At 62.7% G+C, this 22,364-nt stretch carries 21 protein-coding genes; 12 read left to right on the top strand and 9 right to left on the bottom strand.

Features of this window, described 5'->3' with window-relative positions; translation table 11 throughout:
* Positions 1–10: 10 nt before the first annotated feature.
* Complete coding sequence (locus tag I6E51_RS02800; protein ID WP_197106595.1) at positions 11–889, bottom strand: DMT family transporter; 879 nt, start codon at positions 887–889, stop codon at positions 11–13.
* A gap of 62 nt (positions 890–951) precedes the next feature.
* Between I6E51_RS02800 and recQ the strand changes: the two genes are divergently transcribed.
* Positions 952–3,030 (top strand): DNA helicase RecQ, encoded by a 2,079-nt coding sequence (gene recQ, locus I6E51_RS02805; protein WP_197106594.1) that lies wholly within the window; start codon positions 952–954, stop codon positions 3,028–3,030.
* Here recQ and I6E51_RS02810 read toward each other — a convergent pair.
* Both I6E51_RS02810 and I6E51_RS02815 read right to left on the bottom strand, forming a co-directional pair.
* Positions 3,027–4,388 (bottom strand): HAMP domain-containing sensor histidine kinase, encoded by a 1,362-nt coding sequence (locus tag I6E51_RS02810; protein WP_197106593.1) that lies wholly within the window; start codon positions 4,386–4,388, stop codon positions 3,027–3,029. The genes recQ and I6E51_RS02810 overlap by 4 nt on opposite strands.
* Complete coding sequence (locus I6E51_RS02815) at positions 4,385–5,077, bottom strand: response regulator transcription factor (protein ID WP_197109387.1); 693 nt, start codon at positions 5,075–5,077, stop codon at positions 4,385–4,387. Before I6E51_RS02815 ends, I6E51_RS02810 begins: the two co-directional genes overlap by 4 nt.
* Before the next feature lie 118 nt (positions 5,078–5,195).
* Between I6E51_RS02815 and I6E51_RS02820 the strand changes: the two genes are divergently transcribed.
* The 8 genes from I6E51_RS02820 (at position 5,196) to I6E51_RS02855 (ending at position 12,958) form a co-directional block, all read left to right on the top strand.
* The gene (locus tag I6E51_RS02820; RefSeq protein ID WP_197106591.1) at positions 5,196–5,885 is read left to right on the top strand and encodes a DUF2202 domain-containing protein; all 690 of its coding nucleotides are present in this window, start codon (positions 5,196–5,198) and stop codon (positions 5,883–5,885) included.
* A 96-nt stretch (positions 5,886–5,981) separates the two neighbouring features.
* Entirely contained in the window at positions 5,982–6,476 is a 495-nt protein-coding gene (locus I6E51_RS02825) for a helix-turn-helix domain-containing protein (protein WP_197109388.1), read from the top strand.
* Positions 6,477–6,514: 38 nt separating this feature from the next.
* Positions 6,515–7,468, top strand: a complete 954-nt coding sequence (locus tag I6E51_RS02830) for a siderophore-interacting protein (protein WP_197109389.1) — start codon at positions 6,515–6,517, stop codon at positions 7,466–7,468.
* A 21-nt stretch (positions 7,469–7,489) separates the two neighbouring features.
* Entirely contained in the window at positions 7,490–8,527 is a 1,038-nt protein-coding gene (locus I6E51_RS02835; protein WP_197106588.1) for an iron ABC transporter permease, read from the top strand.
* A gap of 5 nt (positions 8,528–8,532) precedes the next feature.
* Positions 8,533–9,573: an iron chelate uptake ABC transporter family permease subunit gene (locus I6E51_RS02840; protein ID WP_231599816.1), complete on the top strand. Its 1,041-nt coding sequence runs from the start codon at positions 8,533–8,535 to the stop codon at positions 9,571–9,573.
* Between the two features lie 152 nt (positions 9,574–9,725).
* The gene (locus tag I6E51_RS02845) at positions 9,726–10,466 is read left to right on the top strand and encodes an ABC transporter ATP-binding protein (RefSeq protein WP_197110124.1); all 741 of its coding nucleotides are present in this window, start codon (positions 9,726–9,728) and stop codon (positions 10,464–10,466) included.
* Positions 10,467–10,599: 133 nt separating this feature from the next.
* On the top strand, positions 10,600–11,610 hold the full coding sequence (locus I6E51_RS02850) for an iron-siderophore ABC transporter substrate-binding protein (protein WP_197109390.1): 1,011 nt from the start codon (positions 10,600–10,602) through the stop codon (positions 11,608–11,610).
* A 280-nt stretch (positions 11,611–11,890) separates the two neighbouring features.
* A complete protein-coding gene (locus I6E51_RS02855; protein WP_197109391.1) occupies positions 11,891–12,958 on the top strand; it encodes an ABC transporter substrate-binding protein in 1,068 nt (355 codons plus the stop codon).
* Between the two features lie 80 nt (positions 12,959–13,038).
* On the opposite strand, the gene trxA is transcribed toward I6E51_RS02855, so the two are convergent.
* Positions 13,039–13,440, bottom strand: a complete 402-nt coding sequence (gene trxA, locus I6E51_RS02860) for a thioredoxin (RefSeq protein ID WP_197106585.1) — start codon at positions 13,438–13,440, stop codon at positions 13,039–13,041.
* A 230-nt stretch (positions 13,441–13,670) separates the two neighbouring features.
* On the opposite strand from trxA, the gene I6E51_RS02865 reads away from it, so the two are divergent.
* Entirely contained in the window at positions 13,671–15,797 is a 2,127-nt protein-coding gene (locus I6E51_RS02865) for an acyl-CoA dehydrogenase (protein ID WP_197109392.1), read from the top strand.
* Between the two features lie 75 nt (positions 15,798–15,872).
* Here I6E51_RS02865 and I6E51_RS02870 read toward each other — a convergent pair whose 3' ends face one another.
* The 3 genes from I6E51_RS02870 to I6E51_RS14365 all read right to left on the bottom strand — a co-directional run bounded on the left by I6E51_RS02870 (position 15,873) and on the right by I6E51_RS14365 (position 18,558).
* Positions 15,873–17,519: a DHA2 family efflux MFS transporter permease subunit gene (locus I6E51_RS02870; protein WP_231599635.1), complete on the bottom strand. Its 1,647-nt coding sequence runs from the start codon at positions 17,517–17,519 to the stop codon at positions 15,873–15,875.
* Positions 17,516–18,313 carry a tryptophan-rich sensory protein gene (locus I6E51_RS02875; protein WP_197109393.1) on the bottom strand — a complete coding sequence of 266 codons (798 nt, stop codon included), beginning with the start codon at positions 18,311–18,313 and terminating at the stop codon, positions 17,516–17,518. The genes I6E51_RS02870 and I6E51_RS02875 overlap by 4 nt, the downstream gene beginning before the upstream one ends.
* 110 nt (positions 18,314–18,423) lie before the next feature.
* Positions 18,424–18,558: a hypothetical protein gene (locus I6E51_RS14365; RefSeq protein WP_255528431.1), complete on the bottom strand. Its 135-nt coding sequence runs from the start codon at positions 18,556–18,558 to the stop codon at positions 18,424–18,426.
* A 58-nt stretch (positions 18,559–18,616) separates the two neighbouring features.
* Here I6E51_RS14365 and I6E51_RS02880 point away from each other — a divergent pair, with 58 nt between their 5' ends.
* Complete coding sequence (locus I6E51_RS02880) at positions 18,617–19,483, top strand: neutral zinc metallopeptidase (RefSeq protein WP_197109394.1); 867 nt, start codon at positions 18,617–18,619, stop codon at positions 19,481–19,483.
* Between the two features lie 26 nt (positions 19,484–19,509).
* Here I6E51_RS02880 and I6E51_RS02885 read toward each other — a convergent pair whose 3' ends face one another.
* Both I6E51_RS02885 and I6E51_RS02890 read right to left on the bottom strand, forming a co-directional pair.
* The gene (locus I6E51_RS02885; protein ID WP_255528579.1) at positions 19,510–20,583 is read right to left on the bottom strand and encodes a formylglycine-generating enzyme family protein; all 1,074 of its coding nucleotides are present in this window, start codon (positions 20,581–20,583) and stop codon (positions 19,510–19,512) included.
* 9 nt (positions 20,584–20,592) lie between these two features.
* On the bottom strand, positions 20,593–21,198 hold the full coding sequence (locus I6E51_RS02890; protein WP_197109395.1) for a PadR family transcriptional regulator: 606 nt from the start codon (positions 21,196–21,198) through the stop codon (positions 20,593–20,595).
* Between the two features lie 169 nt (positions 21,199–21,367).
* Between I6E51_RS02890 and I6E51_RS02895 the strand changes: the two genes are divergently transcribed.
* A complete protein-coding gene (locus I6E51_RS02895) occupies positions 21,368–22,345 on the top strand; it encodes an ABC transporter permease (protein WP_307783774.1) in 978 nt (325 codons plus the stop codon).
* Positions 22,346–22,364 lie beyond the last annotated feature (19 nt).

Raw genomic sequence — 22,364 nt, forward strand, 5'->3', positions numbered from 1 at the left:
CGGTGAGGCACTAGCCGCCGACCACGAGCAGGACGCTCGCGGTGATGCCCAACGCAATGCCCAGGTATTGCACGGGCGCAATTCGCTCACGCAATACGATGGCCGCGAGCAGCACCGTGCCCGCCGGGTAAAGGGCGGTAAGCACGGCAATGACCGAGAGGTCGCCGATGCGCACTCCCGTGATGATCGCCATGTTGGCGATCACGTCGAGGGTGCCGCCGATCATGGCGAAATAGAGTCCGCGACGCCAGAGGGACGAGCGGGCGGGGGCTGGTGCTCCGGCTCGTTTGCGCTTGGCCAACGCCGCCATCACAAAGAACAGCGAGAACATGAGGAGCGCGTTGACGACACGGTTTCCCACGACCGGGATGATGCCAGAGTCGTCGGGGGCGGCATCCAAGATCACAAAGAACAGCCCGATCGCACTGCCCGCACCAACCGCCATGAGCAGTGCCTTGGCACTCGGTCGCACAGCACCCTTTTCGGGAACGAACCCGACGAGCACGACGGCAATGAGCGCGATCGGGATCGCGACGAACCCAAACGCCCCGAGAGATTCTCCACGCAGCAAGCCGACCGTCACCGGGACGATTGCCGACATGACCGCGGTCACGGGCGAGAGGATGCTCATCGGCCCGATCGCGAGGCAGGCGTAAAGCAGGCCGATTGCCACCGCGCTATTGACGCCAGCGATCGCGCCATAGAGCACGGCCTCGGTTGACCACACGTTCGAGACGAACGGGAAGATCAGCAGCAGCACAGCGAGGCCAGCAACGGCACCGACCGCGGTGGCCAAAATGGGGCTAATTCGCTTGGCTGCGATACCGCCGAAAAAGTCTGCGGCGCCGAATGTGAGCGCGCTAGAAAGCCCAAGAAATACGGTGAACATGGCGCCTGTCGCTATGGGGACTAATCATGCCAATGGTAGTGGCTGCGCCTAGACTTCTCGGCATGGTGTCTGCCCAGTCTGTTCTTGAGTCCACGTTCGGTTACGACTCGTTCCGGGGGCAGCAAGGCGAAATCATCGACACCATCGTCGGCGGTGGTGATGCGCTTGTTCTCATGCCTACCGGTGGCGGCAAGTCGCTGTGTTATCAAATCCCCGCGCTTGTTCGTGAGGGCACCGGCGTTGTTATTTCCCCGCTGATCGCTTTGATGCAAGATCAAGTGGATGCCCTGGCCGCCGTTGGCGCCCGTGCAGAGTTTCTCAACTCCACCCAGTCCGCCGACGAGCGCACTCGCGTCGAAAACGCGTACCGGGCTGGCGAGCTGGATCTTCTCTACCTCGCGCCCGAGCGCCTCCGCGTCTCGTCCACCGTGTCACTTCTCAAGCAGGGCCAGATCGGGCTCTTCGCCATCGACGAGGCGCACTGTGTGTCGCAGTGGGGCCACGACTTTCGCCCCGACTACCTGCAGCTCGATGTGTTGCATGACCTGTGGCCGAGCGTCCCGCGCATTGCGCTCACCGCGACCGCGACTGAGGCCACGCGCAAAGAGATCGCCCAGCGACTGAAGCTCGCTGACGCTACGCAGTATGTTTCTAGTTTTGACCGGCCCAACATCCAGTACCGCATTGAATCCAAGGCGCAGCCGCTGCAGCAATTGCTCACGCTGCTGAACACCGAGCACTCGGGCGACGCCGGCATCGTGTACTGCTTGTCTCGCGCCTCGGTCGAGAAGACGGCGCAGTTCTTGGTGGAGAACGGTATCCCCGCGTTGCCGTACCACGCGGGTCTCGACTCGCGAGTGCGCGCCAGCAACCAGAGCCGTTTCTTGCGCGAAGAGGGCATGGTGATGGTTGCGACGATCGCGTTCGGCATGGGCATCGACAAGCCTGATGTGCGTTTTGTCGCTCACCTCGACCTACCCAAGAGCGTCGAGGGTTATTACCAAGAGACCGGTCGTGCCGGTCGTGACGGTCTGCCCGCGACGGCATGGCTCGCCTACGGACTGCAGGATGTCATGCAGCAGCGCCGCATGATCGATCAGTCGGGTGGCGACCTGGCCCACCGTCGCAACCTGAGCGCGCACCTCGATGCGATGCTCGCGCTCTGCGAAACCGTGGAATGTCGCCGCGTGCAGCTGCTCGGTTACTTCGGTCAAGAGTCGACCGCGTGCGGCAATTGCGACACCTGCCTGTCTCCGCCCGAGTCGTGGGATGGCACTGTCGCGGCCCAAAAGCTGATGTCCACCATTGTGCGGTTGGAGCGCGAGCGCAACCAGAAGTTTGGCGCCGGCCATCTGGTCGACATCCTCATCGGCAAGACCACGCCGCGCGTGACGCAGCAACGTCACGACGATCTGGCCACGTTCGGAATCGGTTCGGATGTCTCGGAGCAAGACTGGCGCTCGGTCGTGCGGCAGTTGCTCGCGCAGTCATTGCTCACGGTGCAGGGGGAGTACGGCACGCTCGCGATCACGCCCGAGAGCGCCTCGGTGCTGAGCGGCGGGCGCACGGTGAAACTGCGCAAGGAAGCGCCTCGCAAGGCTCGTGGTTCCGGTGCAGCGGGCGGTGCGGCGAAGCGCAAGGTTATGACCGACCTGCCCGCCTCGGCAACCGATCTGTTTGAGAATTTGCGCACCTGGCGTTCGGGAGTCGCGCGCGACAACGGTGTGCCCGCGTACGTCGTGTTCGCGGATGCCACCCTGCGCGGCATTGCCGTCACCAAACCAGAGTCGTTGGCTGAGCTGTCGGAAATCAGCGGTGTGGGCGAGAAGAAACTCGAGACGTATGGCGCTGCGGTGCTTGCGGTCGTTGCGGGGGAGTCGCCGGAAGCCGCTGTTGCGCCACCGGTGGCGGCTGCCGCTTCGCCCGCCTTTGCCGCGGCGCCTGCTGTCAGCGCGTCGACTTCCGCGCCGTCACGCCAATCTCGCCCCGCGGCATCTCGCCCAGCGGCATCCAAGTTGGCTCCTTCACGACCGGCTCAGCGCCAAGCGCCCGCCCCGGCAGCATCCGTTCCCGGCGACGAAAACGACATCCCGTTCTACTCGGATGATGACGCCCCCTATGACGGGCCGCCTGAGTTTTAGGCAGTTGCGAGGGGGAGCCGGATGATGATCCGGGTTCCCTCTCCGACAGCAGACTCGACTTCGGCGCTGCCTCCGTGCTGGTCGACAACCTCGCGCACGACCGCGAGACCGATACCGGAACCGGAGATGTCGCGGGCTGCGGTGCCCCGCCAGAGCCGATCGAAAACGTAGGGCAGATCGTCCACGGGGATGCCGGGGCCGGTATCAGAAATCGTGAGTACCGCATCGTCGCCCTGCACGGCCAGCGCAACCGTCAGTGAGTCGTCGTCGCGGCAATAGCGCACAGCATTGGCGATAACGTTGCCGACCGCCTGATGAAGCCGGTCGGCATCGCCCTGCACAAACACTGGCTCGGGAAGATTGGTGATGACGTGAAGCCCGGCCGCTCGAAGTTGGGCGTCATGCAGCGCTACCTCTTCCTGGGAAATCTGAGCCAGATCCACACGGCTCTCGTGGGGCAGAGCCCCGGCGGTTTCGGCGGCAGCTAGTTCGGCCAGGTCGGCGACGATGCGACCGAGCCGCAACGACTGATCGTGCAGTGCAGCAAGTCGTTCAGCATCGGGAACGACCAAGCCATCGCGAAGCTCTTCGAGACCTGCTTGAAGCGCAGCAAGCGGGGTGCGCAATTCGTGAGCGACATCGGCGGTGAGATTGCGACGGTCGCGTTCAGAGCGCGCAACCTCGTCGGCCATCCCGTTGAACGCGACGGCGAGTTCTCCGAGCTCGCCGGGCGCGCGGCCATCTACTCGTGACGTGCGATCTCCCGCAGTGAATGCGCGGGCAGCATCCGTCACCCGGTGCAACGGGCCAACAAGAAAACGGGTGACAACCCAGCTTGCCGTGAACGCGATAGCAAGCGCGGCGAAGGCGGCGATCACAATCCACGCCCACGCTATGTCGAGCACGCGGGACGAGCTGGCCGTCGATAAAGCCACTCGCACGGTACCGACGACCGCATCGTCGACTGTCACGTCTGCGACGCTGGCCGAGGAACTCAGTGCGCCTCCACCACCGGGCGAGTTTTCATTAGGAATGCCGCTTGAGACAACCGTTGTGCCCGCCAAATCGAGGATCACGAGTCGAGCGGATGCTGCTTCGCCGATGCGCACGGCGCGCGACAGATCAGCCGCATCCCAGCTTCCCGCACGCTGAAAAGATTCAGCGGCGGTGGCGGCGATGGCGTCGGCAACCTCCTGTCGATCGGCTTGTTCCCCCGCTTGCACCCCGCGGTCGACACCGATGAGGGCGGCTCCGGCCAGCACCAACACTGTGGAGATTGCGACCGCGAGAAACGCGAGGAGGATGCGTGTGCCCAAGGCTCCAAAGCCCCACAGGTTAAGCCCGGAGGTGCGCGTCATCGTCCTGCCTCATCCTTAGCGAACCCGAGGCGGTACCCCACACCGAGCACTGTTTCGACGACGTGCGTTCCCTCTGTTCCGAGCTTGCGGCGCAGGTTCTTGATGTGGGAATCGATTGTGCGCTCGTAGCCCTCATATTCGTAGCCGCGCACCCGATTCACTAACTCATAGCGTGAATAGACCCGGCCGGCGGCAGCGGCGATTGCAGACAGAAGCCCCCACTCTGTGGGGGTGAGGTCGAGCTCCACGTCATCCAACCACGCGCGATGGGAATGGTCATCGATTCGAAGGCGGCCGCTGCCGTAGGTAGTGACCTCATTCTCGGTCGTGCTGCCACCGTGGCGATTCAGTACGGCTTGGACACGCAGTACAACCTCGTGGGGGCTGAAGGGCTTCGTGACATAGTCATCGGCGCCGAGTTCGAGGCCGCGAATGCGTTCCTCGGTTGTGCTCCGAGCGGTCAAGACGATGACCGGGAGGCTGCCCAGAGTTTTGATCTCGCGAAGAAGGTCGGTTCCCTCGATATCGGGCAAGCCAAGATCGAGCAGAACGAGATCTGCCGAAGCGAACAGTTTGAATGCCTCGGCACCCGAACCGGTCGTGAGCACCGAAAATCCGGCGCGTTCAAGGTAGCGACGGAGCACCTCGCGGATGTCCCGCTCATCTTCGACGACCAGCACGGTTGGCATACCTCACCTTATTCCACGGCGCGAAAATGCAGTCTCCACACGATCTCCACACGGCTGCATCTCCCTCTGCACATCGGGAGCGCACTGTGTGCCTATACACAAGGAACAGGAGCATCACATGCGCAAGGCAACCATCATCACCACCTCAATCGTCGGCGGCGTACTCGCTGTCACTCTCGTCGCGGGAGCCAGTTTCGCTGTCGGTACCGGCCTCGGCCGTATCTCAGCCGGTGCTGGGTCAAGCCAGAGCGGCTTCTCGCACGGAAACTCGGGCCACTCAGCAGGAGAGGGGCAGGATTCATCGAACATGGAACGCGAGGGCCGGAATGGTCATGACTCGAATGACAGCTCGATGGGCGAAAATCTCACTCTCGAAAGTGGCACGCTTACGGGCGCTGAAGAAGCGACGCTCTCCCTCATGGCTGAAGAGGAAAAAGTAGCTCACGACCTGTATGTCGCATTCGGCGACCTCTATGGCGACAAGGTGTTTGACCGTGTTTCGAACTCGGAAAGTAGCCATCTTTCCGCGGTGCAAACCCTGCTCGAGCGCTACGGTCTGGCCGACCCCACCGTCGGACAACCCGTCGGCGAATTCGAGTCCGAGAGCATGCAGGAGCTCTACGACTCATTGCTCGCCCAGGGATCGGTTAGCCGCGATGACGCCTACGAGGCGGCTCGCACCGTCGAAAAGACCGACATCCGTGACCTGGCGGCAGCCGCGGATGAGTTCACGGCACCTGACGTTATCGCTGTGTTCGAACGGTTGCTCGCCGCATCCGAAAAGCACCTGGCTGCGTTCGGCGGTTGATGTCGGGAGGCTGGCGGGCTACCGGCGGCGAGGTGGCGTGCCTTTGGCGCGTTACTGGCGTAGCCCGCATCCACCGCATCGTGGAGTATTGGTCACATGAACGAGACACGCATAGTTGATCTGCGCCGTGAGCGCGGCTGGACCCAAGAGAAGCTCGCCACTGAGTGTGGTGTCGGCATCCGCACCATCCAACGGTTAGAAGCGGGGAGTGACGCCAGCCTCGAAACGCTGTCGCTGGTCGCGGATGCACTCGGGGTGCCGGTTCGGGATCTCTTCGCCAGCATCGAGAGCGATGAGTTGAGCGGCCGGGTCGATTCATTCGAGTCGCGCGCTCAGGATCAGCAGTCGTCACGCAAACGGGTGGCAGGTGCTTGGGTGTGGCTATTCGTCGGTGTGGGCGTGGTGATCAGCATGTTCAGCTTTGCGATCAATACGCAGTTGTCGAGCATGGGTTTCGTCGCCTATTGGCTCGGTGGCAGTCTCATTTTCATTGCTCTGAAGCGACTTGTTCTCGAGCCATATCTCCAACGCACATTCCCGCTGTCGCGCAGCAAAGGTGACCGCCGACTGCAGAAGAGCCGCGAGATCTGACCCTTTTCGCTTCAGGTTAGGTATGCCATACTTAGGCAATGCTTACCTTGGAGCGCGAGATCGCGAAGGACGCCCGCCCGGGCTATCGACCATTCGCTGCCCGCGTGGAAAGCATCCGCGAACTTTCGCCTCACTTTAAGCGGGTTACCTTCGCGGGCGCTGAGTTTGAGACCTTCGGCACTGATGGTTTCGACCAGCGCATCAAGATCGTTTTTCCGCTGCCGGGCATCGGCCTGAGCGACATCGGCGCGAACGATCCGCAGACCATCGCCGATGGCACCTGGTACGCCCGCTGGCGTGCGCTGCCCGACGAGGCGCGCAACCCGTTCCGCACGTACACGATCCGTGCCGTGCGTCCCGAGCTCCGCGAGATCGACGTCGACATGGTCTTCCACGGTGCTAACGGCCCCGCCGGGCAGTGGCTTTCGAACGCAGCAGCCGGTGACGAAGTCATCATTGTCGGGCCCGACGCCGCGAGCATCCACTCGGGCATCGGCATCGACTGGCACCCCGGCCCCGCCCGCACCGTTCTTCTCGCCGGTGACGAAACCTCAGCGCCCGCTATCTGCAGCATCCTCGAACGCCTCGACTCCAGCGTTCAGGCTCACGCTTTCATCGAGATTCCGGATGCCGCAGACCAGCCGCCGCTGAACCTTCCGAGCAACTGCCACGTCACGTGGCTACCGCGGGGCACGCAGCCCGCAGGTTCCGTGCTCGACCCCGCCGTCCGGGCGTGGACGCAAGCCAACGCCTCACTCGTGTTGCCTGCGCTCTCGCCGGCCGCGCAACCACTCGGTGATATCGATGTCGATACCGAGCTCCTCTGGGATTCGCCGGGCGAAGCATCCGGAACGCACTTCTACGCGTGGCTTGCCGCGGAGGCCTGCGTCATCAAAATGCTGCGCCGTTTTCTCGTGAGCGAGACGGGCGTTGACCGCAAGCAGGTTGCGTTCATGGGGTACTGGCGTCTCGGCAAGTCCGAAGCGCAGTAGCTCGCACCACCGCCCCCGACCATGACCCAGACTGCCTCGGCTTCGCGCGCACGACTGAGCCTCCGCACCCAGCGCTGGCTCACTCTCGGCTCAGCTCTTGGTTTGCTCGCGATTGTGCTCGTGCTGAGTCTCGCGCTCGGCGCTCGCGGCGTCGAGTTTTCACAAATTGGGCAAGCACTCTTCGACCCGGAGGCAGGCAACAACGACCAGCTCGTGATTCGTGAACTGCGCTTGCCGCGCACGATCGTCGGCTTGCTCGCCGGGCTCTCTCTCGGAGTCGCAGGAGCCGTCATGCAGGGCGTCACCCGCAACCCGCTCGCCGACCCCGGGCTGCTCGGCGTCAACGCCGGTGCCTCGCTCGCGGTCGTCTTCGCGATCAGTGTTCTCTCGATCACGAATCCCACCGGCTACATCTGGTTCGCCTTCGCCGGAGCCGCGGGCGCTGCCGCCATCGTCTACGCGATCGGCTCTCTGGGCCGCGAAGGTGCCACCCCGGTCAAGCTCGTGCTCGCCGGAACCGCCGTCACCGCCGGCATCACCTCCGTGATTTCCCTGGTTTTGATCTCCGACACCGACACCCTCAACACCTTCCGCTTCTGGTCCGTCGGGTCGCTCGCCAGCCGCGACCTCGAAGCCGTGCGCCTCACGATCGGTTTCGTTGTCGCCGGTGCACTCCTCGCGATCATTTCGGGGCGGATGCTCAACCTTGTCGCCCTCGGAGATGACCTCGCTCGCGGCCTCGGCCAGCGGGTCTATGTTGCGCGTGCCGTTGCTGCCGGAGCCATCGTTCTCCTGTGCGGCTCCGCCACCGCGCTTGCCGGCCCCATCGTCTTCGTCGGTCTCGTTGTTCCCCACATCGTGCGCCCCTTCACTGGCCCCGACTACCGCTGGATCATCGCTGTCTCCGCCGTCGTCGGCCCCAGCCTGCTTCTGATCGCCGACATCGTGGGCCGTCTCGTGGTCGCGCCTTCCGAGCTCGAGGCGGGGCTCGTCGTCGCCGTCATCGGTGCGCCGGTCATGATCGCCCTCGTGCGCCGAGTGAAGTTGGCCGGGCTGTGACCGCCATGCGGGGCGCAACCGTGAGCGCCAGCCGAGCCTCTCGAGTCCCGTTGACGGCCCGTACTCTCCGCATCACCATCGGGCTCATCGTTGCCGCAGTGGCGCTTGCTCTCGTCAGTATTGCCGTTGGGGCATATACGCTCACGCTGCCCGATCTGCTCGCAACTCTCTTCGGCGGCGGCACCTCATCCGACCAGTTCATTGTCTTCAAGTTGCGGCTACCGCGCGTGCTGCTTGCCATCTTGGTGGCGATCGCGTTCGGCCTCGCGGGGGCTCTCTTCCAAAGCCTCCTGCGCAATGCGTTGGCGAGTCCCGACATCATCGGCATCAGCGGTGGAGCCAGCGTCGCCGCCGTGCTGAGCTTGCTCGTGTTCGGCGCGACAGGCCTCATCGTCTCGCTCTCCGCGCTCGTTGGTGCGCTTCTCGTCGCGTTCACGATCTACTTGCTCTCGTGGCGCTCCGGCATGAACGGCATGCGCTTCGTGCTCATCGGCGTCGGTATTGCGTTCATGGCGCAATCCGTGCTCGGGTACCTCATCACGCGCGGTGATGTGCGCGATGCGCAACAAGCTCTCGTCTGGATGGTGGGCGGGCTTGGCGGTGCCAGCTGGGACGACATCCTCATCATGGCCGTTAGCCTTGCCATCTTGCTCCCCGCGGTGGCCGTTCTTGCCTCCAAGCTCCGGATGCTGCAGCTCGGCGATGATCTTGCTGCGGGTCTTGGGGTCTCCGTGCAACGGTCGCGGCTTGCCCTCATCGTCGTTGCCGTCGCTCTCGTCGCCATCGCGACAGCACTCGTGGGCCCCCTCGCCTTTGTCGCCTTTGTCTCCGCCCCGATCGCTCGTCGCCTGGTGCGCGGGGGAGGCCTCGCGCTGGTGCCGAGTGCCCTGGTCGCGATTGTGCTCGTGCTCGGTGCCGATTTCGTCGCTCAACACTTGCTCACTGCCGGAACCCAGGTGCCGACCGGAATTGTCACCGGCATCGTGGGCGCCCCGTATCTGCTGTGGCTCATCTCCACCACCAACCGCGAAGGACGTGCCTCGTGACCCAGGCTGACGCACCCCAGAACCACGCGCCCCAAGCGGACGCGTCCACAGCCGTCGCGCCCCACTCCAGCGCGCCCGTAGCCGGCGCACCCCAACGCCCCGCGCACTCGTTACGCGCCGACAACGTCACCCTCAACTATGGCGGCCGCGACATTGTGTCGAACTTGAGCGTGGAGATCCCCGACGGCAAGGTCACCGTGATTGTGGGCGCCAATGCCTGCGGCAAGTCGACGCTGCTGCGCGGGCTGTCACGGTTGCTGCGACCGGCTTCGGGTCACGTGATGCTCGATGGGCGCGACATCCATTCGGTGCCGTCGAAAGAGATCGCGCAGGTGGTGGGCATTTTGCCTCAGTCGCCAATCGCGCCGGAGGGCATCACCGTTCGCGACCTCGTGGCTCGCGGACGCTACCCGCATCAGGGCTGGTTTCAGCAGTGGTCGGCGGCGGATGAAGCGGCTGTCGAGCACGCGCTCGAAGCGACCGACACGGCCCAGTTGGCGTCGCGGCGCATCGAGGAGCTCTCGGGTGGGCAGCGCCAGCGGGTGTGGATCGCGATGGCTCTGAGCCAGGATCCCGACATTCTGCTGCTCGACGAGCCCACCACGTTCCTCGACGTGCGCCACCAGCTTGATGCGCTCGACGTTCTCGCTGATCTCAATCGTGAACGTGGCACCACGATCGTGATGGTGCTGCACGAACTCACTCTTGCCGCCCGCTACGCCGACCATATGATCCTCATGTGCGAGGGGCAGATCATCGCCGAGGGAACACCTTCCGAGGTTGTTACAGCAGAGCGGATGCGGGAGGCGTTTGGGCTCGAGGCTCAGATCATGGCCGATCCGGTTTCTGGCTCACCGATGGTCATCCCGCTGGGGCGTCGCTCGGGGCGCTAGTGGCACTGTCGTCGGACGCCGGCGCCGCCTGTGCGCCAGCGCCCTGCCGGCATGTTCGCCCGCACGCTGCTTGCGCAACTCACTAAGGTAAGCCTATCCTTACTGTGCACCTATCGTCCGATCGAGGAGATCAATGTCACGCCGTTCCCGCCTTGCAGCCTTCGCTGCGGCCACCGCCGCTCTCATCGCGTTGAGCGGTTGCGCCGCCTCAACGTCCGAAGGCGAAACGGATGCGCCCGCAGCATCCGACGCATTCCCTGTCACGATCGAGCACGCCTTCGGTGAAACAGTCATCGAGAGCGAACCGCAGCGCGTCCTCACCCTGGGTTGGGGCAGCGGCGACGCGGTTCTCGCTCTCGGCGTCGTGCCGGTGGGCATGGAAGCCCAGAACTACGGTGGCGATGAGAACGGCGTTCTGCCGTGGGCGGCGGATGCTCTCGCCGAGATGGGCGCAGAGACCCCGCTCATCTTCCCCGCGACCACGGATGCTCCCGCTTATGAGGAGATCGCGGAAGCCGCTCCCGACTTGATCCTCGCAACCTACTCGGGAATCACCGAGGAACAGTACGATCTCCTCAGCGAGATCGCACCTGTCGTTGCGTACCCCGAGCTGCCGTGGTCGACTCCGTGGCGCGACGTCATCAGCATCACGGGCAGCGCCCTCGGCAAGACTGCTGCCGCGGATGACGTGCTCGCCAACATCGACGCTCTCGTCGCCGAGAAGGCGGCCGAGCATCCCGAGTTCGAAGGCAAGACCGTTGCGGCCACCTTCGACGTGGGCGGAACTTTCTACGTCTACAAGCCCGCCGACCCCCGCGTGGAGTTCTTGCTCGACCTCGGTCTCGAGAACGCGCCCGCCGTCGACGCTCTCTCGAATGGCGACTCCACGTTCTTCTATACGCTCAGCTACGAGAAGCTCGATGAGCTCGACAGCGATCTGTTGATCGCCTATGCCGAGACCGAAGAAGTCGGCGACATCTTCGCCTCGCAGCCTTACGCGCAGAGCATCCCGGCTGTCGCCAACGGTGGCCTCGTTGCCGTCAATGGCGCATCGCTCGTCGCTTCGGTATCGCCTCCCACGGCGTTCTCGCTGCCCTGGGGAATCGACAGCTTCGTGGATGCAATCTCTGGCGCGCTGAAGTAGCGAATCACCACGCGAATCACCTCTCGAAAGCGGCCACAGACGTCAACGTCAGTGGCCGCTTTTGTGTCGCCCGGGGTGCCCGACCATCTGCGCTTTCGGGTGCGGTGGGCCCGGACACCCTTGTGCACGACCTCGCTAACGCCGTGAGCTGATAGCTAGATAGGCAATTCGACCACCCCTGGATAACGATCAGGCCAAACTTTGGGACCAGAAGGGCAGGTAGGCGCCTCGCTCGTTACCGTGAAGTGAGAAATTGCTCACTTTTTGTTAGGGGATGCAGATGTCTACAGCGTTGAGAAGAACCGTGTCCATCGCGGCGGTAGGAGTAACTGCGCTCCTGCTGCTCGGCGCCTGCAGCCCGCCCGTAGAGCCCGAACCTACGGCCGCACCTGCGGGTGGACCCGCTCCCACGGAGACGGCCACGCCCGCGTTCCCCACTACGGTCGTACACTCTGGGGGCGAAACCACGCTCGAAGTTGCCCCAGAACGCATCTTCACTTTCGGCGCTCAGCAGACGCATTCGCTTCTAGCGCTGGGTATCGCGCCGGTCGCCTCCGGCGGCGGCTCGCTTGGTCCTTGGCGGGAGGAAGCGATCGGCTCGCTCGGCGCCGGCGGGGTGCCGACCATCGATCCTCTCGACGGTGACACTCTTGCCGATGTGGAAGCAGTCTCGCCAGACGTTATCGTCACGGCGCTGCCTTCTCATCCGTTCGACATGGATCCGACGTCATGGCTTGCCTTTTATGATGCTCTCCCTGACGTAGCGCCCACTATCCGCCCAGCACTGTCAGCCCTCGACTCTCCCGAATTCAGCTCCTCGAACTCGTGGCGCGAAACCCTCCTCCAGATGGGGCAGATTGTTGGTCACGTGCCTGAGGCTGAGGCTCACCTAGCGTCTATCGACGATTCGTTGGCGGCGCACGCTGCGGCGCATCCTGAGTTCGCAGGAAAGACCATCGCGGTCATCTCGCCGCAAGGAGGCTCTGTTGCCTACAGTAAATCGAACACTGCGGTCGCGGCTCTCCTCGAGCAACTTGGTTTCACTTACTCCGATGACTCAACTGTCGCCTACAACTCAGAATCGGACAACGGCAAGGTGTACTACTTGTGGGCCGACGATGTCGAACAGCTTGACACCGATGTGCTGATTTATATCGGGGACCCGGTCGGTGCGCCCTATTGGGTGACGTTCGTTGAAGCCAGTGCTACGGGGGCTGACGGGGTCATTCACTATCCGGGATTCCTCGATGAGCCGACTCTGGGCATGATCGCGCCCACTGCGCTCACCGTGCCGTGGGCAGTTGATGCCTTCGTGGCAGATCTGGCTGCGTCGATTGGTGCTCCGTAGGCGGCCTTAGTTCACGCGCAGAAAAGGCCCCGCCGACATTGCGTCGGCGGGGCCTTTGTGGTCTGCGGTGGTGCTTCTGGTTAGTGAGAGTGCTCAGCCGGCGCTTCGCCAGCTTCAGCGGCAGCCTGCTGTTCAGCAACCTGCTTGTGAACCTCGACCATGTCGAGGTTCTTGGCGCCCTCAATGACCTGCTCGAGAGCAGGAGCGGGGAGTGCTCCGGGCTGCGAGAAGACGAGTACGCCTTCACGGAAAACCATGAGCGTCGGAATCGAGGTGATTCCTGCTGCGCCAGCGAGTTCCTGCTGGTCTTCGGTGTCTACCTTGCCGAACGTGATGTCCGGGTGGGCTTCGCTTGCAGCTTCATAAATGGGCCCGAACTGCTTACAGGGGCCACACCATTCGGCCCAGAAATCCACGAGGAGGATTCCGTCTTTAGTGACCGCCTGGCCAAAGTCTTCTGAGGTGAGAGTGATTGTCGACATAGTTACATCCTTTCACGGAGGCCAACAACAGCACCTGAACAAAGATTCCCGAGGTATCAGGAGCGAGATTCGCACTAGTTCCCACAACGCTACGGCGGCTGTTTTGCGGTTTTGCACAAAGGGATGCGGTGGGTCCGGCATCCACTTGGTTGACCGTGAACGAGACACTTTGCACCCGCTCGCACCAGTCGTACGTTGTGATTACCGAACTTTGACGAATCGAGATAGCCATGACCCAGGTTCACGACCACACGGCGACCGAGTCGGCGCCGGAGTCATCCACCCCCGCCAACAACGCCGCACCTTCCTCTGCTGCAGCGACGACAGATAGTGCCGCCGCTGCCCCCACCATCGATGTCGAATGGTTGGGCGAATACCTTCTGGGCAAGTGGGCGAAGGAGCGCAAAGAGTCCCGCACGCTGATGTCGAACCCTGAGTTCCACCGCGTCGACGGGCTCTCGATGCAAGACCACCGCGAGCGTGTTCTGCACCAGTTGTCGCTCCTCGTCGAGAACAAAGCTGTTCACCGCGCGTTCCCGGTTGACCTTGGCGGCAACGACGACCACGGCGGAAACATCGCCGCGTTCGAAGAGACCGTGCTGGCCGACCCGTCGCTGCAGATCAAGTCGGGCGTGCAGTGGGGACTCTTCGGTTCCGCCGTCGTCCACCTCGGCACGAAAGAGCACCACGACAAGTGGCTGCCCGACATCATGAGCCTCAAGACTCCCGGCGCGTTCGCGATGACCGAGATCGGTCACGGATCGGATGTCGCGAGCATCGCCACCACGGCGACCTACGACCCCGACACCGATGAGTTCGTCATCAACACCCCGTTCCGCGCGGCGTGGAAGGAATACCTCGGCAACGCGGCCCTGCACGGCAAGGCAGCAACTGTCTTCGCTCAGCTCATCACTAAGGACGTCAACCACGGCGTGCACGCGTTCTACGTTCCGCTGCGCGACGACAACGGCCCGCTCCCCGGAATCTCCACCGAAGACGATGGTCTCAAGGGCGGCCTGAACGGTATCGACAACGGTCGCCTTCACTTTGACCACGTTCGCGTTCCCCGCACCAACCTCCTCAACCGCTACGGCAACGTTGACGAGAACGGCGACTACGCCTCCGACATCGACAGCCCCGGTCGTCGCTTCTTCACGATGCTCGGCACGCTCGTGCAGGGTCGCGTTTCGCTCGATGGTGCCGCAGTGCTCGCGAGCAAAATGGCCCTCACGATTGCGATCAAGTACGGCGCAGAGCGTCGACAGTTCACGGCATCCAGCAACACCAACGAAGAAGTAATTCTGGACTACCAGCGTCACCAACGTCGCCTGCTGCCGCGCTTGGCTCAGACCTACGCGATGTCGTTTGCCCACGAGGAGTTCCTCGACAAGTTCGATGGCGTTTTCTCGGGTCGCACCGACACCGATGCTGACCGTCAAGACCTCGAAACTATTGCGGCCGCACTGAAGCCGCTCAGCACGTGGGCTGCGCTCGACATCCTGCAAGAGTCTCGCGAGGCTTGTGGTGGTTCTGGTTTTATGGCCGAAAACCGCCTCACGCAAATGCGCGCCGATATGGACGTCTATGTCACCTTCGAGGGCGACAACAACGTGCTGCTGCAGTTGGTTGCTAAGCGCCTGCTCACCGACTACTCGCGCAAATTTGCGGGGGCGGATGCTGGTGCCCTGGCTCACTACGTTGCCGACCAGGTCAACGAGGCTGCCGTCAACCGCACGGGTCTTCGCCGCTTCGCCCAGAACGTGGTGGACTTCGGTTCAACCGCTCGTTCGATCGGCTACGTTCGCGACACCGACTCCCAGCGCCAGCTGCTCACTGACCGTGTTGAGACGATGGTGGCGGATGTCGCGGGCAAGTTGCGTCCAGCAAGCAAGCTTCCGCAGGCTGAGGCTGCCGCTCTCTTCAACAGCCACCAGAACCAGCTCATCATGACTGCGTACGCGCATGCCGAGCTGCTCCAGTGGGAGGCGTTCACTCGCGCCATCGAGAAGATCGAAGATAAGGACACCGCTCAGGTCATGACCTGGTTGCGTGACCTCTTCGGTTTCTCGCTCATCGAGAAGAACCTCGCGTGGTACCTCATGCACGGTCGCATCTCCACGAACCGCGCGCAAGCGATCACCGACTACATCGACGACCGTCTGCTGCCGCGTCTGCGTCCGCAAGCTCTGGATCTCGTGGCCGCGTTCGGCCTGACCGACGAGTTGGTGCGCGCACCGATTGCCTCGGGTATCGAAGCGAAGCGCCAGAACGAGGCTCGCGACTACTACGCCGCGCGTCGCGCGAGCGGCGAAGAGCCCGTGCACGAAAAGGATCTCAAGCAGAAGAAGCCCCGCTAACAGCACTGATCTACAGAGAAGGCTGCCGCCCCACATAGCGTGGGGCGGCAGCCTTTGTGTATCTCTACCCGGCGGTTATTCTCGCGCGGACTCGTCAGTTGACTCTGCAGCGTTGCGTGCACCAGCGCCGTCATCGTCGGCACCCTCGGCGTCATCGTCGCCGCGGCGTCCAGCGTCGAGACGAAGGCTGGCGAGGAATCCAAACGCAAGGAAACCGGCAGCCGCGAGCGCGGAATACCGTGTCGAATCGGTGAACGCTTGGCGGGCGTCGGCTGCGGCATCCGGCGACTGAGCATCGAGCGCGCTGATGCCGGTGCCGGCGGAGTCGACGACGAGATCCACGATCTGGGTGCGGGTTTCGGCGGGGATGTCCGCGCGCTCCGCAAGCTTGGCGTCGAGCCCGGTGCCGAGGCTCGCGAAGAGCACGGTTCCCAAGATTGCGATTCCGAGCGCAGAGCCGATCTGGCGAGCGGTGCTCTGGGTTCCGGAGCCCTGACCCGACTGGCTGAGAGGCACGTCCTTGAGCACAACGCTCGTGAGTTGGGCGGTGGCGAGACCGACTCCGAAGCCGTAGATGAAGAGGCCGGGCGCGATGTGCCACCAGGCGGCATCTGGGCTCAGGACGAACGCGACGATCAGCACCCCCACGATCTCGGCGCCGATTCCGACGCGCACGATCGTGACAGGAGTCACCTTGTTGCCGAACGCACCGGCGAAGCCACTCGCGACGAACGAACCAATAGCGAGGGCGAGGATGACGAAACCAGTCTGCAGGGCGTCATAGCCGAGCACGTTCTGCAGCCACAGCGGTAGCGACAGGATGATGCCGAACTCACCGAGAGAGACGATCATCGCAGCAATATTTCCATTGCGGAACGACGGAATCTTCAGCAGTCCAAACGCGAGCATCGTCGATTTGCCAGCGCGCTCGCGAGCGAAACCCCAGCGCACAAACACGATGCCGCTCACGACGGCGAGGGCAAAGGCGAAGGGGATAGGGGAGACGTCCCACGTCCAGAAGGCGGGAGGGGTGTCGCTGAAGAACCAGCCATAGCTGCGGCCCTCAATGAGAGCGAAGACCAGTGACGCAAACAGCACGACAGAGAGAACCGCGCCCACGACATCCACTCGTCGTTGGGCCGAGGGCTCCTTCGATTCGATCGTGAAGATCAGGATGCCGATAACGATGATGACGCCGAGCGGCACGTTGATGCCAAAGGCCCAGCGCCAGGAGTAATACGTCGTGAGCCAGCCACCGAGGAGCGGGCCGACAGCCGCCATGCCGCCGATGGTGGAGCCCCAGACGGCGAAGGCGATAGCGCGCTCGCGGCCGCGGAAGGTTGCGTTGATCGTCGAGAGTGACGACGGAAGGATCATTGCCCCGCCGACGCCCTGCACCAGGCGGGAGGCGATCAGCAGTTCGCCCGTCGCGGCAGTGGCGGCAAGGATCGAGGAGAGAGCGAAGATTGCCACACCGATGAGCAGAACCTTGCGACGACCGTAGCGGTCAGCGAGGGTGCCAAACACGAGCAGTAGTGCAGCGAAAACAAGGGTGTAGCTTTCCTGCACCCACTGCACTTGAGTGGAATTAAGGTCGAGGTCTTCGACGACCGAGGGTATGGCAACGTTAACGATCGTCGAGTCGACGATGATGAGCGCAACAGCAATGCTGATGAAGAGGAGGCCTAACCAGCGTTTGCGTGAGGCGCGTCGATCGTTCATTGAGCGGTCTGTTCAGCCCTCAGGCGTGCGGTGGTGAACACCGCGGCACTGGCGAGTACGGCGACGAGAGCAACGATCGCGGCGACCGCGGTGGGCTGCGAGATGAGGTCGCCGGTGAGGCGTCCAACGGCAACCCATGCGAGCCCCCAGCTCAGCGAAAGCGATGGCGCAAAGTGCGCGCGGCCACGGGCAGCGAGGGCGATACCGACGGCGCCAGCAACGAAGACAACAGCGACGCCCCACACATCTTGCGAGATGCCGAAGCCCGTAAAGCCGATGGCAGTGAGCCACGCGGCGATATTGGCTGCGGTGGCGACGCAGACCCAACCGAGGTAGAGACCGATGGTGCCGTCGGTGATGATGGTGTCGATTGCGCCGGCAGCGGGCAGCTTGACGGTGATGAGGTAGGCCCGGATGAGCACGATGAGCAAGAGGATGATCACCGGAACACTCAGAGCGAGCATGTCGAACTGAATCGAGAGAATCCAGGCCGCATTCAACACGAGAGAGGCAGCTACCCAGTACCCCACGCGACGGTGCAGCTCGGTGCGGGTCTGTTTCGGCAGCATCTGCCACACGGCGTAGGCCACGAGGCCGAAGTAGATGACGCTCCAGATGGTGAATGCTGCACCGGCCGGGGCGATGACGGTAGCATCGGCGCTCAGCGCACCGCCTGCAACTTCCTCTACGGGGGTGCCGCCATAGGCGCCAGATCCCACGAAGGCCCCGATGAGGGCAAAGGTCGCGCTCGCAGCGACGGTGATCTGGCGGACTACATCTTTGGACTCGCGCATCACGTTCTCCTTCGGTAGGCCTTTAGCCTAGAACTCCCGTGTCGGAGTTGTCCGAAGAATCGCTGAAATGTGGGTGTCGCTCAGCTAACGCGTCCGTCGAGGTGACGCATTTAGTGCGTGAAGCCGGCGAGCAAGCTCGGAACGGCCAGGTTCACGAGCAAGATGATGCCCGTGAGCGCAACAATCGCACCCATAACGACGAGCACTGCCTTGCCGAGAACGGTGATTACGGAGATGAAATTCATTCCTCAAGGATATCTGAGTAGATCGGGATGTGGTCCCGGTGCATAGTAAATTCCCTCTATGACGTTCAACGACAATGCCCGCATCAATCCAGACAAAGTCTCCCGGCGCGGGCGCAACACCGGAATCGCGGTCGGCGGCGGCAGCACACTGCTGGTCATTGGGCTTTTCATCGCGTCTCAAGTTCTCGGCGTCGATTTGACCGGGCTTGTGGGCGGCGGTGCACCGAGCGGAGAGCAAGAACAGGGCCAAGCGCTCACGGAATGCACTACGGCAGAGAAAGCCAATAGCGGCATCGATTGCCGTATCGCCGGAGCAGCAGATTCGCTCGATACCTATTGGGAGGGGCAGGTCGACGGCTACCGCACCACCAACGTTGTTCTTTTCACTGATCAGGTCAACACCGGATGCGGTGGCGCGACGAGCGCGACGGGGCCGTTCTATTGCCCTCCAGACGAGAAGATCTACGTCGACACCGCTTTCTACGATGACCTGCGCAGCCGGTTCGGTTCCTCCGGCGGGCCTCTGGCCGAGATGTATGTCATTGCGCATGAGTGGGGCCACCACATTCAGAATTCCACAGGCGTTATGGAGGGCCTCGACCGTCAAACAACGGGCCCGTCATCCGACTCGGTGCGACTCGAGTTGCAGGCAGACTGTTTCGCGGGAGCGTGGGTGGGGGCGGCATCCACCATCACTAACGATGACGGGGTGGTCTTTCTTGACCCCGTCACGGATGCCCAAATTGCGGATGCTCTGAGCGCAGCTTCGGCTGTAGGCGACGACCGCATCCAAGAGTCGACCCAGGGTCAGGTAACTCCCGAGTCGTGGACGCACGGCTCGAGCGATAAGCGTCAGCAGTGGTTTACGACCGGGCTCAACGGCGGTCCGGACGCGTGCAACACCTTTGAGGTGGCAACGCCCTAGCGCTCGCTCGCGAGTCGACGGGCTAGCTACAGTGCGACAGTGCGGAACCCGGCGTTGCCCATCGAGGAATCGGGAGTGTTCTGCGAGCGGGCCGAGTTGCGATAACGGTTGCAGTACGAGATGTGGCATAGGTAACTGCCGCCGCGCAGCACCCGAACGGTTCCCCCGCTGGGGCCGGCCGGGTTGTCGGTGGGCGCATCGGCGGCGAGTGTCGAATAGTAGTTCGCGTCGTACCAGTCAGAGCACCACTCCCACACGTTGCCGACGGTTTGGAAGAGTCCGTAGCCGTTGGGCTCGAAGCTGCGCACGGGCGCGGTGGTCAGGTAACCATCATCGAGAGTGTTGGTGCGGGGAAAGTCACCTTGGAAGATGTTGGTGCGCCAGCCGCCGGCATCCATTTCGTCGTCGCCCCACGGGTACTTGGACTGGTCGAGACCTCCGCGAGAGGCATATTCCCACTCGGCCTCGGTGGGAAGTCGTCGGCCCGCCCAGGCGCAGTATGCTTCGGCGTCGTTGAAGCTGATGTGCACGACCGGATGATCGCCCAAACCTTCGAGGGAAGAATTGCGCCCGCCGGGGTGCTGCCAGTCGGCACCAGTCACGCCGAACCACCACGGAGCTCCTGCGGCCCGCCCCATAATGTCTTCCTCGGGGGCGTCGACAGCGAGATGGAAGACTGCCGAATTTCCGAACGTTTCTGCCTCGGTGAGGTAGCCCGTGGCATCCACAAAGCGGGCGAAGTCGTCGTTCGTCACACTCGTGACGTCGATGGAGAAAGCGCTCAGAGAGACTGGATGTTGCGGCAGTTCGCCATCGGCGGCGTTGCGGTCGCCTGAGGAGTCGCCCATCACGAAGGTGCCCGCGGGAATCGCAGCCTGCTCGACAGGGTGGTCGCCGGTTCCGGCGGTCAGTGGCGTGAATGTTGCTGCTGAGGATGACGCGGATCCGGATGCGGATCCGGATGCGGCAGTGGCGTCGGCTGCTACTGCTGAGGATGACGCGGGCGGTGCTGCCAGTGGCATGCCGAGAGGTGCCGCGGAACTGCGTTGGGGCGTGCAGGAGCAGCTGTCTCCGCAGCCTGAGTTTGAAGCGTCATCCATCGTTCCAGCCTAAACTTTGTCGACGCTGGCGCTTACGGCTGCGTCCGATGACGCGACGTACTTAGCGAAGACGTCACGTACTGAGCGCTCCGGGTTTTCTAAGATTTCACGGAAGTCTTCGAGCCACGTCAGCATCTCTTGCGTTTGGTGCAGCCACAGCCAGTGCATGGCGTGTCGATTGCGCCACACGCGGGTGTTTTCGCGCACTTCGTCCCACGAATCCAGCATGTGCTTGAGGCTGAGTTGTCTGCGTCGCTGGAACGAAATTTCGGCCTCAATGAGGTACCCGGCATTTGTGTCGTCGAGAACCCACAAGGTGAGAAGGCGCATCATTGCATCGTCGCGGATGCCGTGATCAGGCTCGTCATGGAGTAGCCAGCGGCGGAGTTCCTCGACGCCAGCTTCGTTAATGACGTAGCTTGTGCGCCCTCGCTCATTTCGCTCGCTGATGTCGATGAATCCCTTGGACTCCATCTTGGTCAGCTCGGAATAGACCTGCGAGGGGCTCGCATGCCACGCGCGGTCGACATCGTCGGCGAAGCTTGAATTGAGGTCGTAGCCGGTGCGTGGAATGCCACGTGAGAGGGCGGAAAGTATTGCGTGCCTCAGCGCCAAGAGGGCCTCCTTTGATTCGAGCCATCGTCAATTTAGGTCATCGGGCGTTGCTCGTCAAGCGCCGATGCTTGCCAGAATGCTCCTTTCTTGAACTATACCTTTGGCATGAAGTTTTGGGGTTAATGCCGCTGTAACACTTTCGAAATAGAAGTACGGTCTAATTCCAATTGTGGAGTACAAGAATTTGGCACATAACCGGTTTCTCCGGTTCGTTGGGGCACGACTGCTCTTGACGGTTCTCACTGCGTTTTTCGTAGCGGCCGTTGTGTTTTTCGCAATCCGAGCAATACCGGGTGACCCGGCGCTCACGATCCTTGGAACTGACAGTACTCCTGAGGAGCGCGCCGAGCTGCGTATCGTCATGGGCTTAGACCAATCGATACTGGTGCAGTTCTTCGGCTGGCTTGGCCGTCTCGTTACGGGCGATCTGGGGTACTCCTACAGTCAGGGTCGACCCGTCGCAGATATTGTAGGGCCAGCACTCGAAAACACTGCGATGCTCGGAGCAGCCGCAACGCTGATCGCCGTCGTCCTTGCTCTCGTCATGGGCAATCTCGCCACGTCATCCATCCGCTGGGTGCGTCGAGTGATCGACTGGGTCGAGGCATTCTTCTTGTCGGCACCGCAGTACACCGTTGCGCTCCTCCTGCTGCTTGCATTCGCAGTGCTACTTCCTCTCTTCCCTGCCGGTGGCATTAGTTCTCGCGGCGATGGCGGCTTCTTCGATGTCGCCGCACATCTCGTGCTCCCCGCCACAGCATTGGCGCTCGCCCCCGGAGCGCAAATGGCTCGCTCGTTGAAGACGTCGATCGCCACCCTTCAATCGACAGAACTCCTCCCCGCACTTCGCGCTCGAGGGCTTTCCCCGTGGCGACTCGCGGTGCATGCGCATCACAACGCACTGCCGCCCATGATCACCGTGTTGGGAATCCAAGTTGGCTCGATGCTCGGTGGCGCTCTATTCGTCGAGAACATCTTCAGCATTCCCGGCCTCGGTGCCCTCGTGGTGCAGTCAGTTAGCTTGCGCGATTACACCCTCGTTCAGGCAGTCGCGCTGCTCATCGCTGTCGTCTTCGTTGTTGTGCTTCTCCTCGCCGACATTCTCAATGCACTACTTGATCCCCGCATCCGTGTAGGTCGGGCATGACTAGATTTCCCGTCATTGG

Source organism: Salinibacterium sp. NSLL17 (assembly GCF_015864935.1).
Taxonomy (GTDB): domain Bacteria; phylum Actinomycetota; class Actinomycetes; order Actinomycetales; family Microbacteriaceae; genus Rhodoglobus.